The sequence below is a fragment of the Micromonospora sp. HM134 genome, from assembly GCF_007833915.1.
GTDB classification, from domain to species: Bacteria; Actinomycetota; Actinomycetes; order Mycobacteriales; family Micromonosporaceae; genus Micromonospora; species Micromonospora wenchangensis.
The window spans coordinates 2,994,278-3,016,472 of record NZ_CP041061.1; the positions used below are offsets into that span (position 1 = coordinate 2,994,278).

The 22,195-nt window shown below is 70.8% G+C and carries 17 protein-coding genes; 10 read left to right on the forward strand and 7 right to left on the reverse strand.

Annotated features, from left to right (window positions below):
* Window positions 1–162: 162 nt before the first annotated feature.
* The 6 genes from FJK98_RS33185 to FJK98_RS13185 are packed head-to-tail and all read left to right on the forward strand — an operon-like array spanning window position 163 to window position 6,618.
* Window positions 163–1,188 carry a hypothetical protein gene (locus FJK98_RS33185; RefSeq protein ID WP_205789436.1) on the forward strand — a complete coding sequence of 342 codons (1,026 nt, stop codon included), beginning with the start codon at window positions 163–165 and terminating at the stop codon, window positions 1,186–1,188.
* Window positions 1,185–2,000, forward strand: a complete 816-nt coding sequence (locus FJK98_RS33190; protein WP_168222451.1) for a trans-aconitate 2-methyltransferase — start codon at window positions 1,185–1,187, stop codon at window positions 1,998–2,000. Before FJK98_RS33185 ends, FJK98_RS33190 begins: the two co-directional genes overlap by 4 nt.
* A complete protein-coding gene (locus FJK98_RS13170; RefSeq protein ID WP_145919269.1) occupies window positions 1,997–3,019 on the forward strand; it encodes a Rieske 2Fe-2S domain-containing protein in 1,023 nt (340 codons plus the stop codon). Before FJK98_RS33190 ends, FJK98_RS13170 begins: the two co-directional genes overlap by 4 nt.
* Before the next feature lie 41 nt (window positions 3,020–3,060).
* The gene (locus FJK98_RS13175; RefSeq protein ID WP_145919270.1) at window positions 3,061–4,275 is read left to right on the forward strand and encodes a cytochrome P450; all 1,215 of its coding nucleotides are present in this window, start codon (window positions 3,061–3,063) and stop codon (window positions 4,273–4,275) included.
* 46 nt (window positions 4,276–4,321) lie between these two features.
* Window positions 4,322–5,410: a polyprenyl synthetase family protein gene (locus tag FJK98_RS13180; RefSeq protein WP_145919271.1), complete on the forward strand. Its 1,089-nt coding sequence runs from the start codon at window positions 4,322–4,324 to the stop codon at window positions 5,408–5,410.
* Window positions 5,410–6,618 carry a cytochrome P450 gene (locus FJK98_RS13185; RefSeq protein ID WP_145919272.1) on the forward strand — a complete coding sequence of 403 codons (1,209 nt, stop codon included), beginning with the start codon at window positions 5,410–5,412 and terminating at the stop codon, window positions 6,616–6,618. Before FJK98_RS13180 ends, FJK98_RS13185 begins: the two co-directional genes overlap by 1 nt.
* An 11-nt stretch (window positions 6,619–6,629) precedes the next feature.
* On the opposite strand, the gene FJK98_RS13190 is transcribed toward FJK98_RS13185, so the two are convergent.
* Window positions 6,630–7,835: a pyridoxal phosphate-dependent aminotransferase gene (locus FJK98_RS13190; RefSeq protein WP_145919273.1), complete on the reverse strand. Its 1,206-nt coding sequence runs from the start codon at window positions 7,833–7,835 to the stop codon at window positions 6,630–6,632.
* A 376-nt stretch (window positions 7,836–8,211) separates the two neighbouring features.
* Here FJK98_RS13190 and FJK98_RS13195 point away from each other — a divergent pair, with 376 nt between their 5' ends.
* Window positions 8,212–9,618 (forward strand): NAD(P)/FAD-dependent oxidoreductase, encoded by a 1,407-nt coding sequence (locus tag FJK98_RS13195; RefSeq protein ID WP_145919274.1) that lies wholly within the window; start codon window positions 8,212–8,214, stop codon window positions 9,616–9,618.
* 119 nt (window positions 9,619–9,737) lie between these two features.
* Here FJK98_RS13195 and FJK98_RS13200 read toward each other — a convergent pair whose 3' ends face one another.
* From FJK98_RS13200 to FJK98_RS13225, 6 genes are all read right to left on the reverse strand, one after another.
* A complete protein-coding gene (locus tag FJK98_RS13200) occupies window positions 9,738–11,138 on the reverse strand; it encodes a GH1 family beta-glucosidase (RefSeq protein WP_145919275.1) in 1,401 nt (466 codons plus the stop codon).
* Window positions 11,135–13,375, reverse strand: coding sequence for an alpha-xylosidase (yicI, locus tag FJK98_RS13205; RefSeq protein WP_145919276.1), 2,241 nt, complete (start codon window positions 13,373–13,375; stop codon window positions 11,135–11,137). The genes FJK98_RS13200 and yicI overlap by 4 nt, the downstream gene beginning before the upstream one ends.
* A complete protein-coding gene (locus FJK98_RS13210) occupies window positions 13,372–14,247 on the reverse strand; it encodes a carbohydrate ABC transporter permease (RefSeq protein ID WP_145919277.1) in 876 nt (291 codons plus the stop codon). The genes yicI and FJK98_RS13210 overlap by 4 nt, the downstream gene beginning before the upstream one ends.
* 1 nt (window position 14,248) lies before the next feature.
* Window positions 14,249–15,226, reverse strand: coding sequence for a carbohydrate ABC transporter permease (locus tag FJK98_RS13215; RefSeq protein ID WP_145919278.1), 978 nt, complete (start codon window positions 15,224–15,226; stop codon window positions 14,249–14,251).
* Between the two features lie 68 nt (window positions 15,227–15,294).
* Entirely contained in the window at window positions 15,295–16,599 is a 1,305-nt protein-coding gene (locus tag FJK98_RS13220; RefSeq protein ID WP_145919279.1) for an ABC transporter substrate-binding protein, read from the reverse strand.
* An 86-nt stretch (window positions 16,600–16,685) separates the two neighbouring features.
* Entirely contained in the window at window positions 16,686–17,723 is a 1,038-nt protein-coding gene (locus tag FJK98_RS13225; RefSeq protein WP_145919280.1) for a LacI family DNA-binding transcriptional regulator, read from the reverse strand.
* A gap of 529 nt (window positions 17,724–18,252) precedes the next feature.
* Between FJK98_RS13225 and FJK98_RS34825 the strand changes: the two genes are divergently transcribed.
* From FJK98_RS34825 to FJK98_RS13240, 3 genes are all read left to right on the forward strand, one after another.
* Window positions 18,253–20,265 carry a cellulose binding domain-containing protein gene (locus FJK98_RS34825; RefSeq protein WP_145919281.1) on the forward strand — a complete coding sequence of 671 codons (2,013 nt, stop codon included), beginning with the start codon at window positions 18,253–18,255 and terminating at the stop codon, window positions 20,263–20,265.
* Window positions 20,266–20,596: 331 nt separating this feature from the next.
* Window positions 20,597–21,451, forward strand: coding sequence for an ABC transporter permease (locus tag FJK98_RS13235; protein ID WP_205789437.1), 855 nt, complete (start codon window positions 20,597–20,599; stop codon window positions 21,449–21,451).
* A complete protein-coding gene (locus FJK98_RS13240; RefSeq protein WP_145919282.1) occupies window positions 21,448–22,170 on the forward strand; it encodes an ABC transporter ATP-binding protein in 723 nt (240 codons plus the stop codon). Before FJK98_RS13235 ends, FJK98_RS13240 begins: the two co-directional genes overlap by 4 nt.
* The last annotated feature ends 25 nt before the right edge of the window (window positions 22,171–22,195 follow it).

Genomic DNA, 22,195 nt, shown 5'->3' on the forward strand with positions numbered 1-22,195 from the left:
CGTATTCATCGGGCCGGTGCGGGCCCACCCTCCCCATTTCCTGAATCCCGCCTGGGTGCTTCATTCCGACGATCGGGCGCGATGGGCCCGGTCGATGTCCGGCAGGAGCAACGAGTTGAAACCGGCACAGCCAGCAATCCGATCCCGCCGGAGGCCGTGTTCATGACGTTCACCGTTCCTGATCTTTCCGTACCCTTCCCCGAGCGGCAGAACCCGCACGTGGACGAGGCCGAGGTGCACGTACGCGAGTACCTGCGGGAGTTCGGCCTGCTCCGGTCGGAGGAAGCGAAGTTCCATTACGACCGGACCAGGTTCGGGGAACTGGTCGCCCGCGCCTATCCGTTCGCTGCGCTGGAGGAACTGTGCGTCATCACCGACTGGATGGCGGTCTGGGCGATCTTCGACGACTACCTGGAGCGGATCCCCGACGCCCAGGACGACGAGCGCTTCGTCGCCCTGATCCACGAGACGGTCAGCTGGTTCCCGCTCACCCCGCCCGGGGCCGTGGCCCGGTCGGGCAACCCCATCGAGCTGGCCATCCGTGACATCTGGGACCGGCTCACCGCCCGCAGCTCGCTCACCTGGCGTCGACGCTTCGTCCGCCACCTGACCGACTATCTCGAAGGATGCCACTGGGAGTCCCACAACCGACGGCGCGGCATCGCCCCGGACCTGCCGACGTACATCCGGACCCGGCGACGGTTCGGGGGCATGCGACCGAGCATGGACCTGTCGGAGATCGGGCTGGGCATCGAACTCACCGACGACGTCCACGCCCACCCGAGGATCCAGCAACTGCTGGACAACACGGCGGACCTGGTGCTGTGGGCCAACGACGTCTTCTCCGTCGAGGCCGAGAAGCGCGAAGGCAACGTGAACAACATCGTGCTGGTGGTCCAGCGGACGCGCGGCGGGTCCATGCGGGAGGCGGCCGACGAGGTGGCCGCCATGCTCCGTGGACGGTGCGCCGACTTCGTCGCCGCCAGCAGGTCGGCGGTGGCGTTCTTCGCCTCGTCCGGCGGGTACACCGCCGAGCAGGCCCACCAGGTGTCGCGCTACATCGCGGCGATGGAGTCCTGGGTCCGCGGGAACATCGACTGGTCGCGCGGCAACGAGCGGTACCGCAGCGAGCACCTGCGTACCGGCGAGGACCAACCCAACTTCCTGGAGAGGGCCGGCCAGCCGTGACACCGGCGGATCAACTGCCCGCGACCTTCCACTGGCGCGGCGGCACCTACGACGCGGAGTACGGGCACGTCGTCAGCTCCGGCGGGAGCCTCGTCGACCTCCTCGCCCCGCGCACCGGGGAACACGTCCTCGACCTGGGGTGTGGGACGGGGACCGTCACCGCCCAGATCGCCGACCGTGGCGCGACCGTCCACGGCCTCGACAACTCCGAGTCGATGATCGCCGAGGCCCGCCGCCGGCATCCCGGCATCCGTTTCGACCTGGGCGACGCCGAGGCGCTGACGCCGGACGCGCCGTACGACGCGGTGTTCTGCAACTCGGCCCTGCACTGGATGGCGGTGCCGACCCGGGTGTTCGGCGCGGTGTCCGCGGCCCTCGCCCCGGGCGGGCGGTTCGTGGCCGAGGTGCCGGTCGTGGGCAGCCTCGCGGAACTTCGGGAACTGCTGCTGCGGGCGTGGGAGCAGGCGGGGATCCCCGGCCCGCCGACGCCGACCCGGTGGCGGCTGCGACCACCGCAGACCTACCTGACGGGCCTGGCCGAGACGGGGTTCACCGTCACCTCGGCGCGGACCTCGCGGCGCGAGCGGACCCTGGACGGCGGGATGTCTCCCAGCCGGTGGTGGTCGCGGTACGGCCCCGAGGTCTTCCACGGCCTGAGCGACTCCCAGCGCGCCCGGCTGTGCTCCACCCTGGACGACCTGGCACCCCCCGACGTCGGGTGCGGCAGCACCCTGCTGCGTTTTCGTGCCCACCGGTCGCGCGACAGCGGACCGACGGCTGCCCACGGCCCGAGGAGACCCGAAGTGCCATGATCGATGACCGTAACGTGAAGCGCGGTCCGACCCCGGCGGACGAGGCGATCGGGGCGCCGCTGCCGTATCCCGAGGGCTGGTTCTGCGTCGGCACCGCCGCGCAGCTACGCCGGACCCCGGTGGTCACCCGCCGGATCGCCGACCGCGACGTCGTCGTCCACCGCACGCGACGCGGCGTCGTGCGGGCCACCGACCCCTACTGCCCGCACCTGGGCGCCCATCTGGGGACCGCCGGGCGGGTGGCCGGGGAGGCGCTCGTCTGCGGCTTCCACGGCTTCGAGTTCGGTGCCGACGGGGCGTGCGTCCGCACCGGCTACACCGACCACACGCCGCCCGCCGCCCGCCTGGCGCAGTGGCCCGTGTGCGAGCGGGGAGGGCTGGTCTTCGTCTGGTTCTCCCCGAAGGGGCTGCCGCCGTCGTGGGAACCGCCGGACCTCAACCAGCAGGGCTTCCCGCTGACCGCCATCCGGTGCCAGGTCCTGCCCGGACACCCACAGGACGTCGTGGAGAACGCCGTCGACATCGGGCACCTCTCGGTCTTCCACAAGTTCTACGGCATCGAGATCGCCGAACCGATCAGCTTCGAGGGGCCGCACTTCCACGCCCGGTACCGCTGGAAGCAGCGGTTCCCGGTCATCGGCACCAGGAGCGTCGAGTACCAGACCAGCGTCTCGGGCCTCGGCTACATCCTGGTGAACGCCGAGGTCCCCCAGCTGGGCCTGCGCGCCCGGATGTGGGCGATGGCCACCCCGATAGCACCGTGGCGCATCGAGTTCCGCTTCGCCACCAGCATCTCCGCCGCGCGGACCCGCCAGGGCCCGGCGGTCACCGGCCCGGCGTCCGCGGCCCTGTCCCGGGCGCTCACGCGTGCGGCGCTGCTCATCGTCTCGCCCGAGGCGACCCGCGACGTGCCGATCTGGTCGACGAAGACCTACCTGGAACACCCTCGACTGGTCAAGGGCGACGGCCCGATCGGCAAGTTCCGGCACTGGGCCGGCCAGTTCTACGCCGACAACTGAAATCCAGCCGACCGGGGCACCGACCGCCACAGCAAGGAGGAATGGACGCGATGGTGAACGCCGCTCCGCCCGATCTTCTGTCACCGGAGTTCGCGAGGGACCCGTACCCGATCTACCGGACGATGCGCAACGACTTCCCGATCCACCACGACCCGAGGCTGGGCTGGATCATCAGTCGCGCCGCCGACGTGCGGGAGGCCCTGACCCACGAGGACTACTCGACCGCCACCTACGCCGCCGTCCGGGAACTCGTGGGCCGCAGCATCCTGGAGATGGACGGCGCCGAGCACGGGCGGCACCGCCGGCTGGTCTCGCCGTCCTTCCGGGGCCGGCCACTGGCCTCGTACGGCGAGGTCATCACGGAGGCGGCCGACGAGCTGCTCGACGAACTCGCCGCCCGGCCGGACCCGGACCTGGTGCGGGACTACTGCGCCCTGCTCCCGATCCGGGTGATCATGGGGATCATGGACCTGCCCCGGCAGGACTACGCCATGTTCCAGGTGTGGTACCGGGCGGCTGCGGACTACGTCGGCAACTACACCCAGGACCCCGACGTCGCCGAGGCCGGACTGCGGGCCAAGCGCGAGCTGGACAAGTACCTCCAGGAGGTCATCGACCAGCGGCGGGCGGCCCCGGGCGACGACCTGATCTCGTCGATGTGCACGGCCACCATCAACGACGCGACGCTCACCGACCGCGAGATCCTGGACTTCTGCAGCCTCCTGCTCGCCGCCGGTGGCGAGACCACCGAACGGGGCCTGGCCTCCACCTTCCGGAACCTGGTGGACCACCCCGACCAGATGGACGACGTCCGGGCGGACCCCGAGCTGGCGCTGCGGGCCTTCGCGGAGTCCCTGCGCCTCAACCCGCCCACGCACATCCTGCTGCGTCGGCTGCTCACCTCGCGCGAGATATCCGGGGTCGACGTCCCTGCGGGGGCGACGATGTTCTGCCTGATCGGCGCGGCCAACCGGGACGAGGACGAGTTCGTCGACTCCGAGCGGTTCGACCTGCACCGCACCGAGATCGACGTGAACACGGCGTTCAACGCGGGAAGCAGTCACCTCTCGTTCGGCGCCGGCCGGCACTTCTGCGTCGGGGCGATGCTGGCCCGCGCGGAGGCGGCGATCGGCATCCCCGCCGTGCTGCGCCGCTTCCCCGTGATCCGCTACCGGGACGGGTTCGTGCCCGTCGAGGAGGGGATGCTCACCCGTGCCCCCCGATCCCTGCGGATGACCCTGGACCCCGCCCGATGACGACGCCCACCTCCCGGGCGTCCGACGGGGAACGGGGGAGCAGGGGATGACCGTCACCCAGGCCACCGGGGCCGTGGACGTGGCCGCCATCGACGCCGCCCTCGGCGACTTCTTCGCCGGCCGCCGGGGCGAGGCCGAGGCGTTCGGTCCGGACTTCGCGGCGACCGTCGCCGAACTGGAGAGCTTCGTGCTGCGCGGCGGCAAGCGGATCCGGCCGGTCTTCGTCTGGCTGGGCTGGCTGGGCGCCGGCGGCGACCCGGGTGGCCCACGGGCACACGCGGTGCTGCGGGCCGGCGCGGCGTTCGAGCTGCTGCACGCCGCCGGGCTGATCCACGACGACATCATCGACGCCTCCCTGACGCGTCGCGGCCACCCCTCGGCGCACGTGGCGTTCGCCGAGCGGCACCGCGCCCGGCGCTTCTCCGGCGACCCCGCCGCGTTCGGCGTGGGCACCGCGATCGTGGTCGGGGACCTGGCTCTGATCTGGGCCGACGCGCTGGTCGGTGACTCCGGGCTGCCGGCGGACGCGCAGATCCGGGTCGCGCCGGTGTGGTCGGCGGCCCGCGCCGAGGTGATGTACGGCCAACTGCTCGACCTGATCACCCAGGCCGGCGACGACGAGGACGTCGAGTCGGCGCTGCGGGTCGACCGGTACAAGACGGCGTCGTACACGGTGCAGCGACCGTTGCAGTTCGGCGGGGCCATCGCGGACGCCGATCCCGCACTCTCCGCGGCCTACGGCTCGTACGGCGTCGACATCGGCATCGCGTTCCAGCTCCGCGACGATCTCCTCGGGGTCTTCGGCGATCCCACGGTGACGGGCAAACCGTCAGGTGACGACCTTCGTGAGGGCAAGCGGACGGTGCTGTTGGCCACCGCCCTCACCCTCGCCGACGCCCGCGACGCCGCGGCGGCGGACTACCTGCGGACGAAGATCGGCACCGACCTCACCGCCGACGAACTCGACCGGGTGCGGGCCATCCTCGTCGACGTCGGCGCGGTGGCCCGGGTCGAGGAGCAGATATCGGTGCGCGGGGAACGCGCGCTGGCGGTGCTCGCCGCCAGCGACGCCACCGACCTGGCCAAACGCCACCTCGCGGAGATGGCGGTCACGGTGTTGCAGAGGACCCGCTGATGACCGTCGGCACCGCCGCCGCGCCGGAGGTTCCCGTCTACCTGCGCCGCGCCGGCTTCACCCCGGCACCCGACCTCGGCCGGCTCCGCGACGCCGGGGTCGTCGAACGGGTCACCACCCCGTTCGGCCTGACCGCCTGGTTGCTGACCCGGCACGACGACGTGCGCACGGTGCTGGCCGACTCGGCGCGGTTCAGCAACGACCCGTCGGCCATGCCGCCGCTGCCCGGGTTGGACGACCTCACCGACGACGAACGCGCACCGCTGCGCTTCGGCAACCTGCTCGGCGTGGACCCGCCGGAGCACACCCGGCTTCGCCGGACCCTGACCGGGGAGTTCACCCTGCGGCGGATGCGTGCCCTGGAGCCCCGGGTGCGACGCATCGTCGACCGGCAACTGGCGGAGATGGCGGGCAGGGGGTCACCGGCGGATCTCGTCGCCGGGTACGCCCTGCCGGTGCCCTCCCTGGTGATCTGCGAACTGCTCGGCGTGCCGGCCGCCGACCGGGCCGACTTCAACGCGCAGACGAACCGCCTCATCGACGTCTCGGTGCCGGTCCGGGAGCGGTTGCGGGTGGGCCGCGGGCTGCGTGACTACATGTCGGATCTGGTGCGGCGCGCCCGGCTCGCCCCCGGCGACGACATGATCGGCATGCTGATCCGCGAGCACGGCCACGACCTCACCCACGCCGAACTCGCCGGCCTGGCCAACTTCCTGCTGCTCGCCGGCCACGAGACGACCGCCAACATGCTCGCCCTCGGCACCCTGGCCCTGTTGCGCCACCCGGCGCAACTCGCCCGGGTACGCGACGACCCGGCGGCGGTGACGCCGGCCGTGGAGGAACTGCTGCGGTGGCTGAGCGTGGTGCAGGCCGGGGTGCCCCGGCTGGTCCGCGCGGACACCGAGTTCGGGGGCGTGCGTATCCCCGCCGGTGACCTGGTGCTGCTGTCGCTGCCGGCCGCGAACCGGGACCCGGCCGCCGTCGACCGCCCCGACGAGCTGGACATCGGGCGCGGCGCCGTGGGGCATCTCGCGTTCGGTCACGGCGTGCACCACTGCATCGGCGCGCCGCTGGCCCGGACGGAACTCCGGGTCGGGCTGCCCGCGCTGCTGCGTCGCTTCCCCGACCTGCGGATCGAGCCGGACGGGGTGGTGTTCCGCCCGTCGCACGTCTTCTACGGCCTCAGCAGGCTGGTCGTGAGCTGGTAGCCGGCTCCCTCCTACTGCCGGTAGGTGGACAGGAAGGTGCGGACGCGGCCGATCGCGTCGTCGAGGACGTCGGTCGGGGCCAGGAAGACCATGCGCAGGTGGTCGGGGGTGTCGATGTTGAAGCCGGTGCCGTGCGAGATCAACAGATGCTGCTGCTCCAGCAGGTCGATCACGAGCTTCTCGTCGTCGTGGATCTTGTGAACGGCCGGGTCGAGACGGGCGAAGAGGTAGAGCGCGCCCTCCGGCTTGACGCAGTCGACGCCGGGGATCGCGACGAGCTCGCGCCAGGCGTGGTCGCGCTGTTCCAGCAGCCGCCCGCCGGGCCGGATCAGCTCGTCGATGCTCTGGTAGCCGCCGAGCGCGGTCTGGATGGCGTGCTGGGCCGGCACGTTCGGGCAGACCCGGAGGTTGGCCAGCAGTTGCAGCCCGTTCACGTAGTCCGTGTCGGTGCCGGTGAATCCGCTGGTGGCGAGCCAGCCGGAGCGGAAGCCGGCGGCCCGGTAGACCTTCGACAGGCCGCCCATGCTGACCACCGGCACGTCCGGCGCGAGCGCCGCGAGCGTGTGGTGGGTGGCGCCGTCGTAGACGATCCGGTCGTAGATCTCGTCGGCGAAGATCAGCAGGCCGTGCCGGCGGGCCAGTTCGATCATGCCGAGCAGGGTCTGCTCCGAGTACACCGCGCCGGTCGGGTTGTTCGGGTTGATCACCACGAGGGCGCGGGTGCGTTCGGTGATCCGGGCGGCCAGGTGTTCCAGGTCGGGCTGCCAGCCGGCGCTCTCGTCGCAGCGGTAGTGCACGGCCTGCCCGCCGCACAGGTTCACCGCGGCGGTCCAGAGCGGGTAGTCCGGGCTGGGCACCAGCACCTCGTCGCCGGAGTCGAGCAGCGCCTGCAACACCATCATGATCAGCTCGGAGACCCCGTTGCCGAGCAGCACGTCGTCCGGTTGGACGCCGGTCACGCCGAGGTTCTGGTACCGCTGGGCGACGGCGACCCGCGCCGAGTAGATGCCCCGGGCGTCGCTGTACCCCTGCGCCTCGACGAGGTTCTGCACCACGTCGGCGACGATCGGCCCGGGCGTGGCCAGTCCCCAGGGCGCCGGGTTGCCCAGGTTCAGCTTGAGGATCCGGTGGCCGGCGGCCTCCATCTCCTGTGCCCGCCGCAGCACCGGCCCCCGGATGTCGTACCGGACACTCTTCAGCCGTTTGGCCTGCCGCATCGGACCCCCTCGACCACCTGGACACTTTGCCCCGGAAAGCACCCTAGTACGGCCGCCGGAAGGGTGGCTGCTCCGGCCCACCGCCGCAGCACGCCGACCCACGGAGAGTAGCGGTGCCCACACCGATCTTCATGTACGATCGTCTATCTCATTCGTGCGAGGATGGGGATGCTTGTGCTGCTTCGTTCGTCATCGGATTCGACCCGTGCGGCGCACGACCGTCGATACGGTACCCACGGCACACGCCTGCCGGATCCGACCATGACCGGCACCACCCCCTGATTCCGGCGGTGGCCCCGGTGGCCGCCGTGGAAACGCGCGTCGTCGTGCACCATCCCTGCGTGGCTACGGCCAGAACGGCAAGGTGGCAGAAGACATGAAGGTCCTCGTAATCGGTGGCGGCCCGGCCGGGAGCACCGCGGCAACGGCGATGGCCCAGGCCGGCCTCGACGTGCGGCTCATCGAGAGCGCCCACTTCCCGCGATACCACGTGGGTGAGTCGCTCACGCCGTCGTGCCGGGTGGTGCTGGACGTCATCGGCATGTCGAAGACGCTCGACGACCACGGCTTCGTGAAGAAGAACGGAGGCGTGATCCACTGGGACGACGACCAGTGGGCGTTCGACTGGCAGGCGCAGTCCGGGGTGCAGTCGTGGCAGGTGGACCGCAGCGAGTTCGACGCGCTGCTGCTGGAGCACGCCCGGCACAACGGGGTCGCCGTCACCACCGGTGTCACCGGCCGGTCGGTGCGGTTCGCCGACGGCCGCCCGGTCGCCGTGGAATGCGCCCCGGACGACGGCGAGCCGTTCACCATCGACGACTTCGACTTCCTGGTCGACGCCAGCGGGCGTAACGGGCTGCTCAGCACCCGGCACTTCGGCAACCGCGAGCCGCTGAACAACCTGCGCAACGTCGGCATCTGGGGCTACTGGACCGGTGCCACGCTGCTGCCCGAGACGCCGTCCGGCGGCATCAACATCATCTCCTCGCCGGAGGGCTGGTACTGGGTGATCCCGATGGCCGGCGGGCGGATGAGCATCGGCTACGTCACCACCAAGGACGCCTTCGCGCGTGACCGTCACGAGCACCCGTCGTCGGACGAGCTGTACCGGCACCTCATCGCGGCCTCGCCCACCATCGCCGGCCTGACCGCGGGGGCGGAGTTCCTCGGCGTGACGAGGGTCGAGACCGACTACTCGTACATCGCGGACCAGTTCTGCGGGCCGGGTTACGCGATCGTGGGTGACGCGGCGTGCTTCCTGGACCCGCTGCTGTCCACCGGTGTGCACCTCGCGCTCTACAGCGCGTTGACCGCCGCCGCGTGCGTCGCGTCGATGGACCGGGGCGAGGTCGGCGAGACGGAGGCCCTGCGGTTCTTCGAATTCGCCTACCGGCGCGCGTACATGCGCCTCTTCGCGCTGGTGACCATCATGTACGAGCGCTACCTGGGCAAGGACGGCTTCTTCCGCACCTCGGACCGGTTGATCGGCGACGAGCAGTCCGCGCAGCCGGACGACGACGTCTCCCCCCGGTCCTTCGCGGAGATCATCGGTGGTCTGTCCGACCTGCGGGAGGCGGCCGACTCGTCCACCCGCGTCATCACCGACCGGCTGCGGGAGGAAGCGGTGCGGGCGCAGCTGCAGGTGGTGCACGCACCCGACTCCGTCGGACCCGACTTCACCCCGGTCCGGGGCGATCCCCTCTCCGACGCGGAGTCGGCCGACTACCGCCTCGTCACCAGCCCGCAGCTCGGCCTCGAACGGGTCCGCGCGGCGCGCCGGTGAACGCGGGCCGGGGCGGGGGAGCCGGCTGCCCGGCCGCATAGCCGACGACGGTTGCCCTGGCCGGACGGCCAGGGCAACCCGAGGGCCCACCGGGCGGCAGGCACGCGCCGACCGCTGGGCTACCCGTCCAACCGGCCGGTGGCGACCAGCCGGCGGTACCAGTGGGCGCTGTCCTTCCAACGGCGCTCCTGCGTGTCGTAGTCGACCCGGATGATGCCGAACCGACGGTCGTAGCCGTAGCCCCACTCGAAGTTGTCCAGCAGCGACCAGACGAAGTACCCCCGCACGTCCACGCCCTGCGCGCGGGCGTCGGCCACCGCGCCGATGTGCCGGCGCAGGTAGTCGATCCGCCGGTCGTCGTGGACCCGCCCGTCGGCCGACACCACGTCGTCGAACGCCGCGCCGTTCTCGGTGATCATCAACGGCTGGCCCGGGTGGTCGTGCCGCAGCCGCAGCAGCAGCTCGGTCAGGGCCGGCGGGTCGATGTTCCACCCCATCGCCGTGTACGGGCCGGGCTGCGGCAGGAAGTCGACGTCGTCGGCACCCACCCACGGCGAGTGGGCCGACGCGCCGTGCCCGTCGGCGGCGGACCGGGCCGAGTGTCCGTCCCAGGCACGGACCAGGGTGCTGGAGTAGTAGTTCACCCCGAGCACGTCCAGCGGCACCGCGATCAGCTTCTCGTCGCCGGAGCGCACGAACGACCAGTCGGTGACGGCGGCGGTGTCGGCCAGCAGGTCCGCCGGGTACGCCCCGTCCAGCATCGGGCCGAGGAACGCCCGGTTCGCCAGCGCGTCGATCCGCCGGACCGCGTCGGCGTCGGCGGCCGAGTCGGACGCACCCCGTACGACGTGCAGGTTCAACGTCACCGACAGCTCGGCGCTCGGCGTCAGCTCCCGCACCACCCGCCCGGCCAGACCGTGCGCCAGGTTCAGGTGGTGCACCGCCGCCAGCGCCGCCGCCGGCTCCGTCCGACCGGGCGCGTGCACCCCGGAGCCGTACCCCAGATATGCCGAGCACCACGGCTCGTTGAGCGTGGTCCAGGTGTGCACCCGGTCGCCGAGGGCCGCGACGATCCCCGCCGCGTACTCCTCGAAACGCAGCGCCGTGTCCCGCGCCGGCCACCCGCCGGCGTCCTCCAACTCCTGCGGCAGGTCCCAGTGGTACATGGTCGCCACCGGCCGGATGCCGCGTTCCAGCAGGCCGTCGACCAGCCGGGCGTAGAAGTCGAGGCCGGCGGGGTTGAACCGGCCGGAACCGCCCGGCTGCACCCGGGGCCAGGAGATCGAGAAACGGTACGCGCCCAGCCCCAGCTCGGCGAGGTGGTCCAGATCCTGCGGCCACCGGTGGTAGTGGTCGGCGGCCACGTCACCGGTGTCGCCGTTCAACGTCCGCCCGGGGGTGTGGCTGTAGGTGTCCCAGATGGACGGACCTCGACCGTCCTCGGTGGCCGCGCCCTCGATCTGGTACGCCGCCGTCGCCGACCCCCAGACGAAGCTCTCCGGGAAACTACGTGCCGTCATCGTCCCGCCCTCTCCGCGCCGACCACCACGCAGTGGTACGCCGACGACTCGCCCGCCACCAGTTCGGCGGTCGCCACCCCGCCCCGGAACCCCACCTCGAACTGCGTCCCCGGCCCCCCGTCGGGCGACGGGATGCGCACCGGCTGCCGTTGCCCCTCCGCCGGGGCGTAGAGCCGCAGCTCCACCCCGTCGGCCCAGGCGTAGTCGGGCCGGTCGCAGCGTGCCCCGAACCCGATGACCGCGCCGGGCCGGGCGAGCACCGGCAGGCTGTCGTACCCGTGTTTCTCGGTCACCCACGCCGGGCCGGTGAGCTGCGCCCCGGTGACCAGGTGGGTCCAGGTGCCGGCGGGCACGTAGAAGGTGACCTGCCCGTCGGCGCTGAGCACCGGCGCGACCAGCACGTCCGGCCCGAGCATGTACTGCCGGTCGAGGTGCGCCACGGCCGGGTCGTCCGGGAACTCCACGATCATCGGACGCATCATCGGGACGCCGTCGCGGTGCGCCTCCTCGGCGGTCGCCGCCAGGTACGGCATGAGACCGAGCTTGAGCCGGGTGAAGTGGCGCAGCACGTCCACCGCCTGCTCGTCGTAGGCCCACGGCACCCGGTACGAGCCGGAGCCGTGCAGCCGCGAGTGCGAGGAGAGCAGGCCGAACGCGATCCACCGCTTGAACACCGCCGGGTCGGGGGTGCCCTCGAAACCGCCGATGTCGTGACTCCAGTAGCCGAAGCCGGACGACGCCAGGGACAGCCCGCCGCGCAGCGACTCGGCCATCGCGACGAACGTCGACTCGCAGTCACCACCCCAGTGCACCGGGAACTGCTGGCCGCCGGCGGTGGCCGAACGGGCGAACAGCACCGCCTCGCCCTCGCCCCGTTCGGCCTCCAGCAGTTCGAAGACCGCCTTGTTGTAGAGGTAGGAGTAGTAGTTGTGCATCCGCTGCGGGTCCGATCCGTCGTGCCACACCACGTCGGTCGGGATGCGCTCCCCGAAGTCGGTCTTGAAACAGTCGACGCCCATGTCCAGCAGCGCCCGGAGCTTGCCGGTGAACCAGGCCAGCGCGTCGGGGTTGGTGAAGTCGACGAGCGCCATGCCGGCCTGCCACTTGTCCCACTGCCACACCGACCCGTCCGGGCTGCGCACCAGGTAGCCGGCCTGGCGGCCCTCCTCGAACAGGTACGAGCGCTGCGCGATGTACGGGTTGATCCACACGCACACCTTCAGGCCCCGCTCGTGCAGCCGGCGCAGCATCCCCTCCGGGTCGGGGAAGGTCGCCGGGTCCCACACGAAGTCCACCCAGTGGAACTGGCGCATCCAGAAGCAGTCGAAGTGGAACACCGACAGCGGCAGGTCCCGCTCGGCCATCCCGTCGACGAACTCGGTCACCGTCTTCTCGTCGTACGACGTGGTGAACGACGTGGACAGCCACAGCCCGTACGACCAGGCGGGCACCCGGGCCGGCCGGCCGGTCAGCGCCGTGTAGCGGCGCAGCACGTCCTTCGGGGTGGGCCCGTCGATGACGTGGTAGGTCAGCGACTGACCCTCGACGCTGAACTGGGTCTGCGCGACGACCTCCGAGCCGACCTCGAACGACACGTGCTCCGGGTGGTCCACGAACACCCCGTAGCCGGCGCTGCTCAGATAGAACGGCACGTTCTTGTACGCCTGCTCGCTGGCGGTGCCGCCGTCGGCGTTCCACACGTCGACGGTCTGCCCGTTCTTGACGAACGGGCCGAACCGCTCGCCCAGCCCGTACACCGTCTCGCCGACGCCGAGGGCGAGCCGTTCGTGCACGTACCGGCGGCCCTCGCCGTCGGTGACGATGCCGACGCTACGCCCGGTGGACGCGGTGACCAGCCGGTCGCCGTGCTTGAACTCGACCCGCCAGCCGTCGATCAGCGCGACCCGGACAGTCAGCTCGCCGGTGGTCAGCGACGCGCTGATCCCGGTGATGTCGACGGTGACCGGGTGCGTGTCGTCGGTGTCCAGCCCGAAGCGGGGTTCGCGGGGCAGCCCGCCGCTGTGGTGGCCGATGGTGACCCCGACGACGCCGGGCGCGGGGGAGAAGAACCGGACGGTGACGACCGGCCGGTTGAGCGTGTCGCCCCGGCCGTTGATCTGACCGGCCGGCGCGAACACGGTGAAGCCGCGGTCGTCCGGTTCGACCGATTCGACAGTGCCGGGGCGCAGCACGCTGACCCCCGGGCGCAGTTGCCAGTACCCGTCGGTGAACTTCACTTCTCGGCTCCTGCCGTGATGCCGCGCGCCAGGGTGCGCTGGAAGATGAGGAAGAACAGGATGGCCGGCACCAGGCTGATCAACGCGCCGGCGTTGGTGGTGGGGGCGTCCATCAGGCGGTCACCCTGCAACGATGCGAGCGCGACCGGGATGGTCTGGGTCTGGTTGTCGATCAGCATGACCAGCGGGATGAGGAACTCGTTCCAGGTCCAGATGAAGAAGAAGATGAGCAGGACGGCGAGGGTGGGCCGCAGGTTGGGAAAGACCACCCGCCACAGCACCGTCCACCTGCCGGCACCGTCCAGCGCGGCGGCCTCCAGCAGCGCCCGGGGGAACGTGCCCAGCACCGAGGCGAGCAGGTACGTGCCGAACGCGCTCTGGATGACGGTGAAGATGATGATCACCGACAGCCGGGTGTTGTAGAGGCCGATCTCCTTGGCGACGTAGTACAGCGGGTAGATCAACGCCTCCTGCGGCAGCATGTTGGCCAGCAGGAACACCCCGACGATCCACAGCCGCCCCCGGACCCGGCCGATGCCCAGGGCGTACGCGTTGAGCAGCGACACAACGACGCCGAGCACCGCCACCGACCCGGCGATGAGCGCCGAGTTCCACAGCTTGAGCGGAAAGTTCACCTCCGACCAGTACGTCCGCAGCCCCGTGGTGTAGAACTCCGACGGCCAGCTCAGCGGGCCGCCCGACGAGTAGTCGCCCGGCGACTTGAACGCATTGAGCAGCATGAACGCGAACGGCACCAGCATGACCAGCGCGCCCGCGGTGACCCCGGCGAGCACCACCCAGCGGCTGACGCCCCGGTGGTGCCGGTCGCGCACCTTCCGGCGGACCGGGATCCCGGTCGTCGTGACGGCCATCTCAGCGCCCCCGTTCCCGGCGCTCGCTGCGGGCCTGCACGGCGATGAAGACCACGGCCACCACCACGATGATCGCCGTCAGCACGGTGGAGATCGCCGAGCCGTAACCGACCTGGAGCTTCTTGAAGAACGTGTAGTACGCGAAGTACGACGGCACGTTGGTGGCGTTCTCCGGCCCGCCCCGGGTCAGCGCGAAGATCGGCCCGAACACCTTCAGCGCGGCGATCGTGCAGGTCAGGGCCACCACGAAGGTCTCCGGCCGGATCTGCGGCAGGGTGATCGCCCGGAACCGGTGCAGCCAGTTCGCCCCGTCGACCTCGGCCGCCTCGTACAGTTCCGGGTCGACCCGCTGCAACGCCGCCATGAACACGACCACCGGGTAGCCGATCTGCACCCAGATCATCACCGCCATCACCGCCGGCAGCGCGGTGTCCGGGTCGCCCAACCAGTCGTGGCGCAGCGCGCCGAGACCGACCGCGTCGAGCACACTGTTGAACGCGCCGTCGGGGCGCAGGATCCAGCCCCACACGATGCCGGCCACCACCACGGGCAGCACCTGCGGCAGGTAGAACGCGGCCCGCAGGGCCGCCGCCGTCCGGGGCCGGAACCGACGCCCGATGACGTCGAAGAGCACCGAGGCGAGCAGCAGCCCGAGCAGCGTCGGCACCACCACCATCGCGACGATCATCGCCACCGTGTTGCGGAACGACGCCCAGAACACGTCGTCGTCCAGCAGCTGCCGGTAGTTGTCCAGCCCGACGAAGGTGGGGTCGCCGACGCCCGACCACCGGGTCAGCGACAGGTAGCCGGTGCCGACCAGCGGCACGCCGATCACCAGGACGAACAGCACCGCCCCGGGGAGCAGGTAGAGCCAGTACGCCGCGTCGCGTCCGTCGCGTCGGCGGCGGGGTGGGGGCGCGGGGGAGGGGGTGGGGGTCGTCGCCGGTGGGGTGCCGGCGACGGTGTCGGGGACTGTCATGGAGGATCCTTCCCGGCGGGGGTGGGCGGGCGCGCCGGTGGTGCCGGTCGCGCCCGCCGCTCGCCGTGTCACTTGCCGGTGATCTCCTTGACGCCGTCGGCGTACGGCTTGGCGATCGTGTCGAGCACCTGGTCGGGGGACTTCGACCCGTTGATCAGCGCCTGGAACCCGCCGACCAGCACGTCGTAGTAGCCGGGCACCGGCCAGTCCGGGTAGAAGGCCAGACCGTCCTGCTTGCTGACCGTGTTGAAGTCCTCGATCAGCTTGCGGTCCTTCGGATCGGCGATCTTCGCGGGGTCGCCGGCCACCGGGATGCCACCGTTGTTGCCGATCAGGTCCTGGATCTCCGGACGCAGGGTGATGTCGATGAAGTCGTACGCCAGGCTCTTGGCCTTGCTGTTGGTCGGGACGACCCAGAGGTTGCCGGACGAGCCGGCGTTGAGGGTGTTGCCCGGGAACAGGAAGGTGTCCCAGTTGGCCTTCATCTCGGCCTTGAACCGGCCGTACCACCAGCTCCCCGAGACGATCATCGGGGTCTTGCCCGCGATGAACGCGGTGCCCATGTCCTCGGCCTTGAGGCTCGCCGAGTCCTTGGCCACGTAACCCTTCTTCACCCAGTCGGCGAAGGTGTCCGCGCCGTACTTCAGCGGGTCGGCGCGGAAGTCGACCGGGTTCTTGTAGAGCTGGTAGTCGTCGACGAACTGCCGGTCGGCCTTCGACAGGGCCAGCTGGTAGAACAGCTGCCCGGCCGGGTACTCGGCGCCGGCCATGCCCAGCGGGGTGATGCCCTTGCCGACGAAGGTGTCCATCGCGGCGGTCAGCTCCGCCATGGTGGTGGGCACCGTGACGCCGTTACGGTCGAACAGGTCCTTGTTGTAGTAGACCGTGACGTACTCGCCGTAGTTCGGCACGCCGAACCAGTTGCCCGACCCCATCACGCCCTTGTCGCTGTACCGGGCGGTGGTCTGCAGGCTGGGGCTGAGCTTGCCGGCCCAGCCGCGCTTGTCCGCCTCGCCGCTGAGGTCGGTGAGCAGGCCCTGGGACGACAGCAGGCCGGCCGTCGCGTTGCCCTTGTTGTACTCCATGATGTCCGGGCCCTCGGACGAGTTGATGATCATGCCTGCGTTCTGCTGGATCTGCTCGAACGCCTTGCGCTCGAAGCGCACCTCGACGCCCGGGTGTTCGGTCTTGAAGATCTCGATGGCCTTGGCCCAGCCGACCCCCATCGCGCTGTTCTCGCCCTCGTAGTGCCAGAGCTTGAGGGTCTTGGCCCCGCTGTCGTCACCGCTGTCGTCGCCGCCGCACGCGGCCACGGTGGTCGTCGCGGTGGCCGCCAGGGCGATCGCGGCGACGATCCGGCGGAATCGCTGCATTGCTATCCTCCTCGTTGAGTATCGAGCCCGGTACTTCACTGGGTCCGTCGTCGCGTTGCCGCGCGGCGGCGGGCCGTTTTACCTGGTCAGCCCCCATCGGGGGGACGGCTTCGTGGTGCTGCGGTCGATCCCCGGATCTCCAGCGCGCACGGCAGCAACTGCTGGTGGCGCTCGTCACCGGCCCCGTCCAGGTGGCGCACCAGCGCCTCGATCGCGATCCGGCCCATCGCCGACCCGGGCGACGTCATCGCGGTCAGCGCCGGGGTGGCCAGCTCGGCGACCTGCGGCGAGGTGACCATCGAGACGACCGACACGTCGTCGGGCACGGTCAGCCCCCGCGCGGTCAGCTCGCCGAGGATGCCGAAGATCGCCGTCTCGTTCATGGCCAGCACGGCCGTCAGGCCCGGCGCCCGCGCGACGGCGGCGGCCAGCGCGGCCCGCCCACCGGCGGCGCTGTCCTGCGCCGGGATCATGACCGGCTCCAGGCCGTGGCCGGTCATCGCCGTGACGAAGGCGTCCCGGGTACGCAGCGCCGGCCCGTAGCCGCTGGCCAGGGTCTCGGCCGAGTGGTTGACGTAGACGATCTGCCGGTGGCCCAGGCCGACCAGGTGCGCCACCGCCTCCCGCACGGTCTGCTCGAAGTCGATGTCGACGTAGGAGAGCCCGTCGGTGTCCCCGGTCCGCCCGATCAGCACCAGCGGGACCCCGGCCTGCTGGAGCGCGTCGACCCGCTCGTCGGCGAGCTGCACCTCCATCAGCACGACCCCGTCGAACATCCGCTGGCTGGCCAGCCGGCGCAGCTCGTCGAGGTCGCCGCCCCCACCGACCGGCGACAGCACCAGGTGGTAGCCGACGGCGCTGGCCGCCGCGGCGGCCCCGGTGACGAACGCCGCCTCGGTCGCGCCGAGCCCGCGCTCGTCCATCGGCAGCAGCAGGCCCAGGATCCGGCTGCGCCGGCTGGCCAGGCCGCGGGCCATCGCGTTGGGCTGGTAGTCGAGCTGGGCCATGGCGGCGAGCACCTTGGCCCGGGTGGCCTGGGAGATCGGCCGGGCCCCGGTGAGGACGTAGGACACGGTGCTGACCGAGACCTGCGCCAGGCGGGCGACGTCGTGCATGGTGGCCATCGCGCACCTCCCCGGGCAGCGTCGAACCGCACGTGGATGATCGTCGAAGCGGTTCGACGAAGCGGTTCGACAGACGCTAAGCCCCCTGTTACGGCGACGTCAATAGCCGATGTCGAACGGAGGTCGTCACCCGGTGCGGGTACGGCCCGACGCGGTGACCGTGGGTGTGCGTCGGGTCGGGCAGCGGTTCACGGTCGCGCACCTCGCGGGCCCGACCCGCCGCCGGTATCAGCTCGGTCGACTGGAAAGTTTCAAATGATGTCCCGATAGTTTCCAGCCACCGCCTTGCCTTATATTGACGGAAATGCATGTCATGCGTAGTGTCCGCCGTGGAAATGTTTCTTGACGCGGCCCTTTTCGGCTCCGTGTCCCCGCCGCGAGGAAACAGGGCGGCGCGGCGAGCGACACGGAAGGGCCTGTCGGGACCAGCGCGGGTCCCGCGCCACGGCCGGCGGTCGCGCCGGTGCCGGCCCGCCTACGGCGGGCAGTCGTCCGGGCGAAACCCAGTCCATCCCCGAGAAGGGTCCCCATGAAGAACAGACGCCTCGCGATCTGGGCAACGATCGCGCTCCTCGCCGTCGGTGGTGTCGCGACGGGCGCAGTGGTGGCACCGGTCCACGGTGCGACCGCGGCGGCCGCGAACGACTCGCCCGGTGCGGCCGTCGGCGGCTGCGTCGCCGATCCCGCCCTGCGCGGCGCGACGAAGAGCACGCTCTACACCGTCACGGCGGACGCCACCCCGCTGTTCGTCGAGAAGATGACCAAGTACGCCCCGGAGATGCAGGTGCACTACGCGCACTGCTCGATGGCGGCGGCGGGGACCGCCCAGTTCTCGGTCACCGTCGCCGAGGGCTTCACTGCGTACACCGTCAGTCCCAAGAGCCGGAAGCTCGCCGTCACCCGCAGCGGCAACACCATCAGCTTCACCAGCGGCCCCAACTACCTGATCGTCCAGTTCGACGCCAAGGAACTGCTGTTCGTCCTGATCGACGCGCCCGAGGCGGACGCGCCGCAGGTGGGCGACGCCGACGTCACGAACCTGGCCGACTACGGCGTCGACAACACCGGGGGGACGCTGGTCACCTCCAAGATCCAGAGCGCCATCAACGCCGCGTCCGGGGCGACCCGCAACATCCTGTACGTGCCGCCGGGCCGGTACCAGGTCGGTGAGCTGTGGATGAAGAGCAACATGACCCTCTACCTGGCCGCCGGCGCGGTCCTCTACGGCTCGAACCAGAAGGCGGACTTCAACACCGGCGGCGGCGGGGTGAACATCGAGGGCATGCAGCACGCCTCGCTGCGGATGTACCAGGTGCGCAACGCGAAACTGCTGGGCCGTGGGGTCATCGACGGCAACGGCAAGTACCTGCGGGCCCAGGGCATCAACCTGGCCGTGCTGAAGATCGAGGAAAGCTCCGACATCCTGGTCGACGGCGTCACCGTCCGCGACTCCAGCTACTGGAACACCCTCGTCTACCGCAGCGACAGGGTCACCATCCGGAACTACAAGCTGATCAACTGCCGGCCGAACTCGGGGTACAACAACACCGACGGCGTGGACTTCGACGAGTCGACCAACAGCCTGCTGTCGAACGCGTTCCTCTACACCGGCGACGACAACATGGCGACCAAGAACGAGTTCGCCAGCGGCATTGTCAACACCAGGAACGTCGTCCACGAGCACGTCGTCTGCTACAGCAACTCCGCCTGCGCGAAGATCGGCACCAAGACCGAGGGAACGTCCATGGACGGGATCGTCTTCCGCGACATCGACGTGGTGAAGGCGGGACGCTCGATGGTGATCGACGCCGTCGACACCGCCGTCGTGTCCAACACCCGGTGGGAGGACGTCCGGGTCGAACAGACCGACAGCCTGATCGACCTCCAGGAGGACCGTCCGCCGTCCTGGCGGACGGTGAAGAACACCTCGACGATCCGCAACGCCTACTTCACCAACGTCTCCTCGGACGTGAAGAAGGTCGTCAACCTGCACGGACGATCCTCGACGGTCAACATCAGCGGCGTGCACTTCACCAACTTCACCGTCCAGGGCCGGCCGGTCACCAGCCAGACCGACGCGGACGCGAGCTGGAACATCAACTCCTACGTCTCGAACATCACCTTCGCCACCACGCCGCCGACCACGCCGCCCACCACCCCGCCCCCGACGACGCCGCCGCCCACCACGCCTCCGCCGCCGACCACGCCGCCGCCGGGCCAGTCCGGCGACTGCGCGGTGGGCTACACGATGAACTCCTGGAACGACGGTTTCACCGCCAGCATCCGCATCACCAACCGCGGCACGTCGGCGATCGACGGGTGGACCCTGGCGTTCACCCTGCCCGCCGGGCAGTCGCTCACCAACGGCTGGAACGCCACCTACACCGGCACCAGCGGTCAGGTCTCCGCCCGCAACGTCTCGTACAACGGGACGCTGGCGGCCGGCGAGTCCACCGACATCGGCTTCCAGGCCACCCACACCGGCAACACCGGCCGACCCGCCTCCTTCACCCTCAACGGGGTCAGCTGCGCCGTCTCCTGACGCGACCATCCCACCGGCCGGTGTGACCGCCCCGAGACGGGCGGTCGCACCGGCCGGCCGTGTGTGCGCCGGTCCTGCGGCCCGTCCGTCGTCCCGCTCGGCCCGGTCCCCGCCGGGGCACCCCGACGGCCCGTGACGCCCCGGCGACGACGGTCACTCGTTGCTCCCGGTCGACTACTCCACAAGGTGCATCCTGTCAGGTGAGACAACATTGCAAGCCTACTAATCCTATCGGCAGGATAGGAAATCGAGAGGCTGGCGTTGTCGTGCTGGTCACTGGTCTGCCGGCGTCGGGGATGACGCGGCCCACGTACCGAAGGATGGGATGTCGATGACCGTCACGCACCCCGCCGGCGTCGAGGAGGTCGTGCTCGGCGGTGGGCGGTCGCCCGCGCCGCCGGGCCGCCCACCCGCCACCGACGTCGTCGCACGCCTCACCCGGCCACTGCCCGCGCTGCTGCTCGTCGGCCTGCTCGCGGCCGGCTGGCAGCTCATGGCGCACACCTCCGGCAGCGCCCTGATCCCCGGCCTCGGTGAGATCGCCCGCAACCTGGCCGACATCACCACCAGCGGCGCGCTGGCGGAGAACGTCCGGGTCACCCTCACCCGCGTCGTGCTCGGTTTCGCGGCGGCCTTCGTCGTCTCCGTCGCCGCCGGCATCGCGATGGGCCGCAGCGAGTGGCTGCGCCGCTTCCTGGAGCCCGCCGTCCTCATCGGACTGGCCACCCCCGGCCTGGTCAAGGCCCTGCTGTGCGTCATCTGGTTCGGGGTGAGCCTGCTCAACCCGGTCCTCACCGTGGCGCTCGCGGCAGCCCCCGCGCTGACCATCAACGTCGCGCAGGGCGTCCGCTCGGTCGACCCGGCGCTGAGCGAGATGGCCCACGTCTACCGGTTCGACGCGCTGACCCGACTGCGGTACGTGTGGCTGCCCGCCATCGTCCCCGACCTGTTCACCGGGGCACGGCTGGGCATCGCGATGGCCTGGAAGGTCATCGTGCTGGTGGAGATCTTCGGCCTCGCCGACGGCGTCGGCTACCAGCTCAACCTGGAGTTCTCCCAGCACAACGTGGCCGGCGTGCTCGCCTGGACCGTCGCCTTCGCCCTGGTCATGGCCGCCATCGAGTACGGGCTGCTGCAGACCCTGGAACGTCGCGCGGTGCGCTGGCGGCGGGTGGCCCTGCGATGAGCATCCGGATCAGTCTCGACGGCGTCGACAAGGCGTTCACCAACCGGCGCACCGGCGAACGGCAACAGATCTTCCGCGACTTCTCCCTCACCCTCGCCCCCGACGAACTGGTCGCCGTGGTCGGCGGCTCCGGCACCGGCAAGACCACCCTGATGCACCTGATCGCCGGCCTGGAACGCCCCGACGCGGGCACCGTCTCCACCGGCGGCACCCGACCCCGCCTCGGCATGGTGTTCCAGCAACCCCGGCTGCTGGACTGGACCTCCGTCGAGACCAACGTGCGGCTCGCCGCCACGGCGGCCGGCGTCGACCCCGCCGAGGTCGCCCCGATCCTCGACGCCGTCGGCCTGACCGACTACGCCCGGTCGTACCCGTCGGTGCTCTCCGGCGGACAGCGCCAACGCGTCGCCGTGGCCCGCGCGTTCGTCGTCCGACCCGAGGTGCTGCTGCTCGACGAACCGTTCAGCGCGCTGGACGAGCTGACCGCCCGCCGCCTGCGGCTGCTGCTGCAACAGCTCTGGCTGCGCACCCCGCGCACCGGCCTGCTGGTCACCCACAACGCGCTGGAGGCCGCGTTCCTCGCCGACCGGGTGGTGGTGCTCGGCGGACGCCCGGCCGAGGTGGTCGGGGAGTACCGCATCGACCGCCCGCGCCCCCGCAGCCCGGAGGACCCCGACCTGTTCGACGTGCACCGCCGCATCGTCGCCGCCCTCACCTGAACCCGCCCCACCCCCCGGCGCGGCC